This is a genomic window from Candidatus Dormiibacterota bacterium, from assembly GCA_036495095.1.
GTDB lineage: Bacteria > Chloroflexota > Dormibacteria > Aeolococcales > Aeolococcaceae > CF-96.
This window is the reverse complement of the sequence record DASXNK010000184.1, coordinates 1-8,659: the sequence shown is the minus strand read 5'-3', so window position 1 is coordinate 8,659 and position 8,659 is coordinate 1. Positions and strand designations below refer to the sequence as shown.

Here is an 8,659-nt window from a genome sequence, read left to right as displayed (position 1 = left end):
CCCCGGGCGCGGGTCGTCTATGCCGGCGCCCGCGACTGCAGCACCACCGCCCTCGACGAGGCGATCACCACCGTCCTCGACGGCGAGCTCGCCCAGGTGATCACCAACTCCTGGGGGAGCCCCGGCGAGACCGCGGGCCGGGCCCAGCTCCAGGCCTTCGCCGACACCTTCCTGCAGGCCGCGATCGAGGGCGTCGCGGTGATCTTCGCCTCCGGGGACAACGGCGACCAGGTGGCCCGCCGGGGCGAGCGCGCCGTCGACTTCCCCTCCTCGGCGCCGTGGGTGACCAGCGTCGGGGGCACCAGCCTCGGCATCGGCGCCGACGGCGAGCGGATCTTCGAGACGGGCTGGGGCGTCGACCGCACCTCCCTGGCCGGCGGCGCGTGGCCGGCGCTGCCGGGCACCTTCCTCTACGGCAGCGGGGGTGGCACCAGCCGGGTGTTCGAGCAGCCGGGCTACCAGTCGCGCGCCGTCCCCGACTCGCTGTCGCGACACCTCGGCGGCGCCCGGGCGCGGACCGTCCCCGACCTCGCCATGGTCGGCGATCCCAATACCGGGATCATCGTCGGGGTCAGCCAGACCTTCCCCGACGGGGTGCGCTACGGCGAGTACCGGATCGGCGGCACCAGCCTGGCCGCCCCCCTGGTGGCCGCGATGGTGCTGCTCGCCGACCAGCACGCGGGGATGCACCACGGGTTCCTCAACCCCGCGCTCTACCGGCTCGGCGGCACCCAGGCGTTCCGCGACGTGGTCGCCCCGGAGGCGACCCTGGCCGCGGTGCGGGTCGACTACGCCAACCGCCTCGACCCCTCCGGTGGCCTCGTCTACTCGCTCCGCACCCTCGGGCAGACCCACTCGCTGCACACCACGCCCGGATACGACGACGTGACCGGGCTGGGCACGCCCCGGGGCATGGCCTTCATCGAGGCGCTCGGCCGGGACCGCTGAGGGCGGGGGTCCGGCTACCTCCCGTGGCGCAGCCGGGTGATCGCCCTCACCGCACGCACCGCCGCCTGCGGCCGGTCGAAGCTGAGCAGGTCGACGGGGAGCGGGAAGCGCATCGCCGTGGTCGCCTTGGCCCGGGAGAACTCGCGGAGCCCGTCGTCGCCGTGGATGCGCCCGAACCCGGAGTCGCCGACGCCGCCGAAGGGCAGGCTGGGGATGGCCGCGTAGGCGATCACCGCGTTGATGCTGGTCATGCCGGCGCGCATCCGGCGGGCGAGCTCCCTGCCCCGGCGCTTGGCGAAGACCACCGAGCCGAGGCCGTAGCGGGTGTCGTTGGCGAGCCGCACCGCCTCGTCGGCGTCGCGCACCCGGACGATCGGGAGGGTGGGGCCGAAGGTCTCCTCCCGGAGGATCAGCGCATCGGTGGGGACGTCGACGAGCACCACCGGGTCGACGTAGGGGGCGTGCACCGCGCCGGGGCCGCCGACCACCGCCCGGGCGCCCCGCTCGAAGGCGTCGCCGAGGTGCCGGGAGATGACCTCGAGCTGTGCCGGCATCGTGATCGGGCCGATGTCGGAGCCCTCACCCTCGCCGGCGCGGACCCTGCCGGCGAGCTCGGTGACCCTGCTGACGAACTGGTCGTGGATGGCGTCCACCGCGTACACGCGCTCGACCGAGATGCAGGCCTGTCCGGCGTTCTGGAGCGCGCCCCAGACCGCGGCGTTGGCGGCGGCGTCGAGGTCGGCGTCCTCGTCGACGATCATCGCGTCGTTGCCGCCCAGCTCGAGGAGCACCGGGGTGAGGCGCTCGGAGCAGGCGGCCATCACCCGCCGCCCGGTCCGGGCCGAGCCGGTGAAGGCGAGCTTGTCGACCCCCGACGCGCAGAGCGCCGCGCCGGTCTCGCCGGCGCCGGTGACGACCTGGAGCACGGGGTGCTCGGGGATCGCCTCGGCGGCGGCGTCGGCGATCCAGCGGCCGATCGCCGGGGTGAACTCGCTGGGCTTGAAGACCACCGCGTTGCCGGCGGCGAGGGCGTAGGAGATCGAGCCCATCGGGGTGTACACGGGGTAGTTCCAGGGTCCGATGACGCCGATCACGCCGAGGGGCAGGTACTCGACGCTGGCCGCCTGGTTGGCCGCCAGCAGACCGGCGCGCACCCGGCGCGGCCCCAGCACCCGTCGCGCGTTCCGCGCCGCCCACTCGAGGTGGTCGATGGCGAGCATGATCTCGAGGAACGCGTCGGTGCGCGGCTTGCCGTTCTCGCGATGGACGAGGTCACCGAGCTCCTCGGCGCGGCGGGCGAGCAGCCCCTTCAGCGCGCGCAGCCGGCGGGCCCGCTCGCCGTGCTCGAGGGCACCCCACCACGCCGCCGCGGCGCGGCCGCGTTCGACCGCGGCGCCGACCTCCGCCGGACCGTCGAGCGGGAACCGTCCGACGAGCTCGCCGGTGGCGGGATCGAGGGACTCGAAGCTGGTCGCGGTGGTGGGGGAGGGGGTGGTGGTGAGCATCGGGGAAGTATCTCAGGACACGGTCATCGGTCCGTCTCCACCGCCATCCCGCTCCGGACCCTCTGCGCCGGCCCCAGCGTCTCGATCTGCCGAGCGGGGGTCCCGGGGGTCCCGGGGGTCCCGGGAAAAAGAATGAGCCGGGGCTGGCGGGCGCCCCGGCTCACTGAGGTAAACGAGCGACCCCCCCGGAAACCTGCGGTGCGCCGGCCGGCTGCCGGATGAGGGCGGCCGGGGTGGGCATCCCGCTCCGTCCAGTCCCGAACGCCTGTTTGTCGTCAGCATCGGCTAGTTCGGGTCGTGGCTGGAGGATACTGGCATGACGAGTTTGCGTCGTTCGCGCCGTAAACGGGCGTCCAAACCCCTTGCGGGCCCTGTGTGCGATCAGTTATGGCCGAAATTCGGAAGATGTCTCGACCCGAGCCCCGTTTTGCGATACCCTGTCGCCTCGCACCCGACCAGCCCGGGCGGGACAGGTTGTCATGGGTAGGAGGCATCTACAGATGAGCACGCCAGGAAGGAACGACCGCAAGAGGGTCAGGATCGTGGCCCTGAGCACCGGCGCCATGTTCAGCGCCGCGATGATCGGGGGCTCGGTCATGCACCTGTCCTCGGCCAGAGCCGACTCCACCACCCAGGCGACGACCTTCCACAAGGACAAGAAGTCCAAGGACGAGGAAGGCACCAACGTCAAGAAGTCGTCGAAGACCAACAAGAACAGCAACAACAGCACCAGCACTCGCAAGAGCGAGAGCAACAACACCAACAACAGCAGCAGCGGCAGCAACAGCAGCAGCCTCGTCGAGCTGAACAACGTTCTGAACAACAGCCTCAACGGGCTCTCCCTCCACATCCTGGGCCTCTAGCAGCCCGGCGCGCGAGGCAAGAAGGGGCGCCGGCGGACCGGCGCCCCTTCTTCGCGTCCGCAGGTATTCCCCGGCCGGCACGCCGAGGGGGACGAGACCCTCCGATCACCACCCGACCGACGATCGCGCTGGTCGACCTGTTCGGTCGATATGACGGGTACGATCCCACCGGCTCGGGGCCGGCGCCCCGCTGCCGGCGCCGCCGGCGGGCGTGTCGAATCCGCCGGCGGAGGGCACAATTCGCCTCATGGGCTCGGCGCTCGATCTCTTCTCTCCGGTTGCGCGTGGCTGGTTCTCCTCGACCTTCGCCGCCCCCACGGCGGTGCAGGAGAGGGGCTGGCGGCGGATCGCCGCGGGCCGCCACGCCCTGCTCTGCGCGCCCACCGGCAGCGGCAAGACCCTGGCCGCCTTCCTGTGGTCGATCGACCGGCTCGCCGCCGAGGCGCCGCCGCCCCCGGGTGAGCGCTGCCGGGTGCTGTACGTCTCGCCGCTGCGCGCCCTCACCCTCGACGTCGAGCGCAACCTGCGCACCCCGTTGCGGGGGATGGCCCTCGAGGCCGAGCGGCTGGGGCTGCCGGTGCCGGACATCGCGGTCGGGGTGCGCAGCGGCGACACCCCCGCGGCCGAGCGCCGGCTCCTGGTCCGGCATCCGCCGGACGTGCTCATCACCACTCCGGAGTCGCTCTACCTGCTGCTCACCAGCGCCGCCCGCGACACCCTCCGCAGCGTCCGCTGGGTGATCGTCGACGAGATCCACGCCGTCGCCGCCACCAAGCGCGGCGCCCACCTCGCCCTGAGCCTGGAGCGGCTCTCCGCGCTCACCGCCGTCGAGCCGCAGCGGATCGGCCTCTCCGCCACCCAGCGTCCGCTCGAGGAGGTGGCCCGGTTCCTCGGCGGCGCCGGCCGGGACGTCGCCATCGTCGACGTCACCAGTGCCGGCCACGGCGCCGGCGGGGGCCGGCTCGACGTGCGCGTGGAGGTGCCGGTCGAGGACATGGCCGACCTCGAGCGCGGCGTCGAGCACGCCTCCGGGCCGGCCTCGGCGATCGGCGAGGCCGGCCCGGCCCCGCGGCGCAGCATCTGGCCGGCGCTGCACCCGCGCATCCTCGAGCTGATCCGCGCCCACCGCTCCACCATCGTCTTCGTCAACTCGCGCCGGCTCGCCGAGCGGCTGGCCTCGCGCCTCAACGAGCTCGCCGGGGAGGAGCTGGTCCGCGCCCACCACGGCTCGATCGCCCGCGAGCAGCGGGTGGAGATCGAGGACGCGCTGAAGAGCGGCCGGCTGCCCGCCCTGGTGGCCACCTCCAGCCTGGAGCTCGGCATCGACATGGGCGCGGTGGACCTGGTGATCCAGGTGGAGGCGCCGGTCGGGGTGAGCGCGGGCATCCAGCGGATCGGCCGCGCCGGCCACCGGGTGGGCGAGCCCTCGACGGGCGTGGTCCTCCCCAAGTACCGCGGCGACCTGCTCGAGTGCGCCGCCGTGGTCGAGCTCATGCTCCGCGGCGAGATCGAGTCCACCCGGGTGCCCCGCAACCCCCTGGACGTGCTCGCCCAGCAGATCGTCGCGATGTGCGCGCTCGAGGAGTGGGACGTCGCCGAGCTGGCCGCGCTGGTGCGCCGCGCCCACCCCTTCAGCGACCTCGGCGACCGGGCCCTCGAGGCCACCCTGGAGATGCTGAGCGGCGCCTATCCCGCCGACGAGTTCGCCGAGCTGAGGGCGCGCCTGGTCTGGGACCGGGTGCGGAACACGGTCCGCGGCCGCAGCGGCGCCCAGCGGCTGGCGGTGACCAACGGCGGCACCATCCCCGACCGGGGGCTCTACCCGGTCACCCTCTTCGAGGACGGCCGCCGGGTCGGCGAGCTGGACGAGGAGATGGTCTACGAGATCCGGCCGGGCGAGACCTTCGTGCTCGGCGCCACCACCTGGCGGGTGGCTGACATCACCCCGACCCAGGTGCAGGTGACCCCGGCCCCGGGCGAGCCCGGCCGCACCGCCTTCTGGCACGGCGACGCCCTCGGGCGGCCGGTCGAGGTGGGGCGGGCGCTGGGCCGGATGTGCCGCGAGCTCGGCGAGGCCGGCGAGGAGGCGGCCACCGTGCGGCTGCGCGAGCGCGCCCATCTCGACGAGCGCGCCGCCCGCAACCTGCTCGCCTATCTCGCCGAGCAGCGCGAGGCCACCGGAGCCGTCCCCGACGACCGCACCGTGGTGGTGGAGCGCTTCCGCGACCAGCTCGGCGACTGGCGGGTGTGCGTGCTCACCCCCTACGGGGCCCGGGTCCACGCCCCCTGGGCGCTGGCCGCGACCGCGCGGCTGCGCGAGCGCCTCGGCGTCGACGTCCAGGCGATCCACAGCGACGACGGCTTCGCCATCCGCCTCCCCGACGTCGACCTGCCGCCGCCGGTCGAGGAGCTGCTGCTCGATCCCGACGAGGCCGCCGAGCTGGTGACCGCGTCGCTGGGCTCGTCGGCGCTCTTCGCCGCCCGCTTCCGCGAGAACGCCGCCCGTGCGCTGCTGCTGCCGCGGCGGCGTCCGGGCGAGCGCACGCCGTTGTGGAAGCAGCGCCAGCGCAGCCACGACCTGCTCCAGGTGGCGTCGCGCCACGCCTCCTTCCCGATCATCGTCGAGACCCATCGCGAATGCCTTGCGGACGTGTTCGACATGAACGCACTGACCACGCTGCTGCGGGAGGTGCGCTCGCGGAGGGTGCGGGTGGTCACCGTCGACAGCGAGCGGGCCTCGCCGTTCGCCACCTCGCTGGTCTTCGACTGGGTGGCGGAGTTCATGTACGAGGGCGACCAGCCGCTCGCCGAGCGCCGCGCCCAGGCACTGGCCCTCGACCGCGACCTGCTCGCCGAGCTGCTCGGCACCGAGGAGCTGCGCGAGCTGCTCGACCCCGCTGCCGTCGCCGCCGTCGAGCTGGAGCTGCAGGCGCTCACCGGGACCCGGCCGCCGCGCGACGCCGACGACGCCGCCGACCTGCTCCGCCGCCTCGGCGACCTCGGTGCCACCGAGGCGGCGGGGCGCGGCATCGACCCCGCCTGGCTGGCCACCCTCGAGGGCGAGCGACGGGCGGTGGCGGTGCGCATCGCCGGCGAGACCCGGTGGATCGCCGCCGAGGACGCCGGCCGCTATCGCGACGCCCTCGGCGTCGCCCTCCCCGCCGGACTCGCCGCCGCCCACGTCGAGGGCGGTGCCGACCCGCTCGGCGACCTGCTGCGGCGGCACGCCCGCACCCGGGTGCCCTTCCCCGCCGCCGAGCCGGCGCGGCGCTGGGGGCTCGGCGTGGCCGCGGTGGAGGCGGGCCTGCACCGCCTCGCGCGCACCGACGGCCTGCTCCAGGGCTCCTTCCTCGCCACCGGCGGGGTCGGGGAGTGGTGCCACCCCGAGGTGCTGCGCAGCCTGCGGCGGCGCTCGCTCGCGGCGCTGCGCCGGCAGGTCGAGCCGGTGGCGGTGGAGACGATGAGCGGCTTCCTCCCCGCCTGGCAGGGCGTGGACGGCGGCCGGCGGGGGCTGGAGCAGCTGCTCGAGGTGGTGGGCGGCCTCCAGGGCGCGGTGATCCCGGCCTCGACGCTGGAGCGCGACGTGCTCGGGTCGCGGGTGCGCGACTACCAGCCGCGCCTGCTCGACGAGCTCATCTCCCTCGGCGAGGTGGTCTGGGTGGGTCGCGGGCCGCTGGGCAGCGGCGACGGCCGGGTCGCCCTCTACCGCCGCGACGACGCCGTCCGGCTGGTGCCGGAGCCCGCCCTCCTCGACGGGCCGCTCCACACCCGCCTCCGCGAGGAGCTGGGGCGGCGCGGCGCCTCCTTCTTCCACGACCTCCACCGCGGCTGCGGCGGCGGCGATCCCGAGGAGCTGACCGACGCCCTCTGGGACATGGTCTGGGCCGGCGAGGTGACCAACGACAGCGCCGCCCCCCTCCGGCTGCTGGGGCCGAGGCCGAGACGCACCACCGGACGGCGGCCGCTGATGCGCCTCGCCCCGCCGCGCGCCCAGGGGCGCTGGTCGCTGGTCGCCGGGCTGCGCGAGCCCGCGGCGTCGCCGACCGAGCGGCTCCACGCGCTCAGCGCCAGCCTGCTCGGACGCCACGGGGTGCTGACCCGCGAGGCGGTGCTCGCCGAGGGCGTGCCCGGCGGTTTCGCCGGCCTCTACCCGGTGCTCCGGGCGATGGAGGAGGCGGGGCGGGTGCGCCGCGGCTACTTCGTCGACGGGCTCGGCGCCTCACAGTTCGCCCTTCCCGGCGCCGTCGACCGGCTCCGCGCGGTTCGCGACGAGCCGCCGGGCGTGGTGCTGCTCTCCGCCACCGATCCCGCCAGCGCCTACGGGGCCACCGTGCCCTGGCCGCAGCTGGCCGGACGCGCCGCCCGTGCCGCCGGCGCCTACGTGGTGCTCGAGGGCGGCCGGCTGCGGCTCTTCCTGGAGCGCGGCGGCCGCGGCCTGCTCACCGCGGGCGAGCCCGGCCCCGAGGCGCTGGCGGCCCTCGCCACCGTCGCGGACCGGGTCGGCAAGCTCGAGGTCCTCACCGTGGACGGCGAGCCGGTGCGCGGGTCGGCGATCGAGGCGGGGTTGCGCGAGGCCGGCTTCGGTCCCTCGCCGCGAGGCATGGTGCTCTGGAGCGGAGCGGGACGGCGGCTGCCCGTCGGCGCCTAGCCGGTCTGGCCGGACGCGTGGCGGCGTGCGCCGAAGAGCCGCGAGCGTCGCTGGGCGCTGACGCCCGCCTGCGCGAGCGCCGCCGCCGGTCGGCCCTCCGGCACCAGCCGGGTCGCCAGCTCCCGGATGCTGCGGCTGATCGCCGTCTCGGGGCCGGTGGTGACGAACGCGATCCCGTGGTTGACCGAGCCGTCCACCAGCGCCGGGTCGTGCGGGATCTGCACGGCGATGGGGAAGCGCAGGTTGGCCTCGACCGCCTCCCGGGTGAGGTCGGAGCGGGCATCGCTGCAGTTGAGCGCGACCAGGATGCGCTCGGGGACGACGCTCAGCGACTCCAGCACCCTGAGGGTGAGCCGGGTGTTCTTGACCGCGGGGATGCTCAGCATGGTCACGACGATCACCCGCGTGGCCAGCTCGATGGCCTCGAGGTTGAGCTCGCCGAGGTGCGAGGCGGTGTCGACGACGATGAAGTCGAAGCTGCGCCGGAGCTCCAGCATGACGGTGCGCAGGTGCGCTGGGGTCACCAGGTCGGCGAGCTCCGGGCTGCTCGGCGCGAGCAGCACCCTGATGCCCTCCGGTCCGGCGGTGAGCGCGTCCAGGACGAGCTCGGGATCGTCGTCGGCCGCGGGGTCGGCGACGTCGGCGATGCTGCGGGAGTGATCGAGGTTCAGGAGCACGCCGACGTCGCCGAACTG

General features: G+C 74.8%; 5 protein-coding genes. 3 read left to right on the top strand and 2 right to left on the bottom strand.

The window, feature by feature from the left end; genetic code table 11:
- Positions 1 to 948: S53 family peptidase (locus VGL20_18110; protein ID HEY2705600.1), on the top strand; the 948-nt coding region annotated here is incomplete at its 5' end.
- A 14-nt stretch (positions 949 to 962) separates the two neighbouring features.
- On the opposite strand, the gene VGL20_18105 is transcribed toward VGL20_18110, so the two are convergent.
- Positions 963 to 2,453, bottom strand: coding sequence for an aldehyde dehydrogenase family protein (locus tag VGL20_18105; GenBank protein HEY2705599.1), 1,491 nt, complete (start codon positions 2,451 to 2,453; stop codon positions 963 to 965).
- 500 nt (positions 2,454 to 2,953) lie between these two features.
- On the opposite strand from VGL20_18105, the gene VGL20_18100 reads away from it, so the two are divergent.
- Positions 2,954 to 3,316 (top strand): hypothetical protein, encoded by a 363-nt coding sequence (locus VGL20_18100; GenBank protein HEY2705598.1) that lies wholly within the window; start codon positions 2,954 to 2,956, stop codon positions 3,314 to 3,316.
- 247 nt (positions 3,317 to 3,563) lie between these two features.
- A complete protein-coding gene (locus VGL20_18095) occupies positions 3,564 to 7,964 on the top strand; it encodes a DEAD/DEAH box helicase (GenBank protein ID HEY2705597.1) in 4,401 nt (1,466 codons plus the stop codon).
- Here the strand turns inward: VGL20_18095 and VGL20_18090 are convergent.
- The coding region (locus VGL20_18090; GenBank protein HEY2705596.1) for a hypothetical protein at positions 7,961 to 8,659 on the bottom strand (699 nt) is incomplete at its 5' end. The genes VGL20_18095 and VGL20_18090 overlap by 4 nt on opposite strands.